This is a genomic window from Pseudomonas cistanchae (assembly GCF_054483635.1).
The window spans coordinates 1-1726 of sequence record NZ_JBTLWN010000010.1; the positions used below are offsets into that span (position 1 = coordinate 1).

Consider the following 1726-nt stretch of genomic DNA (forward strand, 5'->3'; position numbering starts at 1 on the left):
TAACGACTAAGCTAAGGGGCGGGCTTTAGCCCGTCCCAGCGAACGGAGTGAGCGATTTGAGCGCATAGTTAGGTGTTTACTCATAAATTTTCCCGCAGTAAAGAAAAACAGCAAATTGCTTCCACGGATTTGATAGAGAAAGACCTTGAGTTAGACCGAAGTCACTAGCCTCAGCCCATGCGATTGCACTTTCAAGAAAAGACTCGATGGTGGTGTTTTCCCAGCCATTAGCATCGGTGCCATATGGGGAGCTCGGATTTACCTTTTCCTGTAAAACGGATGCAGCACGATCTGCTGCTAGTGCGCGCGCAAAGACCAAAAAGCTTTCAATGTCTTTGACGTCCTCAAGTAGTTTGCTTACGTCCATTGTTTAGCACCTAACGATTAAGCTAACGGGCGAGCAAAAGCGTAGCTTTTGCGAGTCCAGCGAACGAAGTGAGCGGCAGTTGAGCGCATTGTTAGGCGCCTGCTTTATTGTTTGACTGCTTGAAAGCCTTGACGCTGAAGTACAGCAGGCTAATAGAAGTGATGCCGGTTAGGATCCAAAGTACAGATGCAAATGCTGCCCACCGGCAACGCAGATTTTCGTGAAAAAATGAAAATTGTGCGTTGCACTCGATTGCTGCAAGGCTGCTAGAGGAAAACACCCAAAGTAGGCAGTACCAAGAGGCTAGAAAGGCCAGCACTGACAGTGCTAACAGAATGATTCCCTTCGTCACGGCGTACTCCTAACTATTGGTGCCTAACGTTTGGTTAAGGGGCGGGCTTTAGCCCGTCCCAGTGAGCGCAGCGAACGATTTGAACCAGTTGTTATATGCGTATCACGCCGCTTCATTGATGTAAATTTTGTGTTCTGTGCCCTTGTCGTCAATGGCAAGCATATATTTACTTTGACCTGCCGGCCAGACAAACGATAAAGAACATAGGTTTTCCAGATTGACATTATGGGATGCACAATGTTTCTTTAGGTTGTCACCCCAATAACCAATTGATTTTTTTATTCTCTCTGACTCAAGCTGAGCGGGCCTGAACTCCCCTGTAAGCCAGTTGATTTCGATGTCGTAGCCTTTCTTGTGAAGCTTCCCAATTTCGTCGGCAACGAAATCATGGTCGACATAGTTTATTGAGCTTACAAAGCTGTGCCCGAAATTGTGAATTGCTGATTTTATGTTTTTGTACTTCATGTTTAGATCAGCATATAACGATTAAGCTAAGGGGCTGCGGAACGCAGTCCCAGCGAATGTAATGAGCGATTTCAGCGCCTTGTTAGCGGCGTTACTCGGAAAAAGCGCTTTGAATTTGATCATTCCAGGCAAATGAATTTAATACCCAGCCGCCTGGTGTTTTATAAAATATGAACATCCATGGCAGGGCGTGCTTAACAGTTTTTTCAATGTAAATTAACTTAAGGAGAGAGCTTCCTGCTTTTGTTTCGCGTATGAATTCATACCCGATAGAATTTCCATAGCGCACACCAAATTGATCCCGTTGTGATTTTGATTGTAATGCCATGCTTTGAAATTCTGTTTCTGAAATTGCAGCGTAAGGCTTCATTACGGAAAATGCAGCATCTAGATCCCCTTTGGATGCTTTCGCCATAACTTGTTCCGCTAGGCTTTTTGCATCTTGCTCGGTCATCAATGAATCTGCATGTGCGCATATTGAAAATGCGAAAACGGCGGTAATAACAAATTGTCTAAGCATGATTTTCTCAGTAGTGGCTAAC

General features: G+C 44.8%; 4 protein-coding genes. All 4 read right to left on the reverse strand.

The window, feature by feature from the left end:
* Positions 1–76: 76 nt before the first annotated feature.
* The gene (locus tag ACX0MV_RS20145; RefSeq protein WP_458981717.1) at positions 77–367 is read right to left on the reverse strand and encodes a DUF7660 family protein; all 291 of its coding nucleotides are present in this window, start codon (positions 365–367) and stop codon (positions 77–79) included.
* A 91-nt stretch (positions 368–458) separates the two neighbouring features.
* A complete protein-coding gene (locus tag ACX0MV_RS20150; protein ID WP_458981718.1) occupies positions 459–719 on the reverse strand; it encodes a hypothetical protein in 261 nt (86 codons plus the stop codon).
* Positions 720–821: 102 nt separating this feature from the next.
* Positions 822–1184 carry a hypothetical protein gene (locus tag ACX0MV_RS20155; protein ID WP_458984287.1) on the reverse strand — a complete coding sequence of 121 codons (363 nt, stop codon included), beginning with the start codon at positions 1182–1184 and terminating at the stop codon, positions 822–824.
* A gap of 91 nt (positions 1185–1275) precedes the next feature.
* Positions 1276–1726, reverse strand: a 451-nt coding sequence (locus tag ACX0MV_RS20160; protein ID WP_458984288.1) for a hypothetical protein, incomplete at its 5' end; no start/stop codon positions are given.

Bases quoted from the DNA above. Each gene is read 5' to 3' on its own strand.
- ACX0MV_RS20145 (WP_458981717.1), bottom strand. From the start codon at position 367: ATGGACGTAAGCAAACTACTTGAGGACGTCAAAGACATTGAAAGCTTT.
- ACX0MV_RS20155 (WP_458984287.1), bottom strand. From the start codon at position 1,184: ATGAAGTACAAAAACATAAAATCAGCAATTCACAATTTCGGGCACAGC.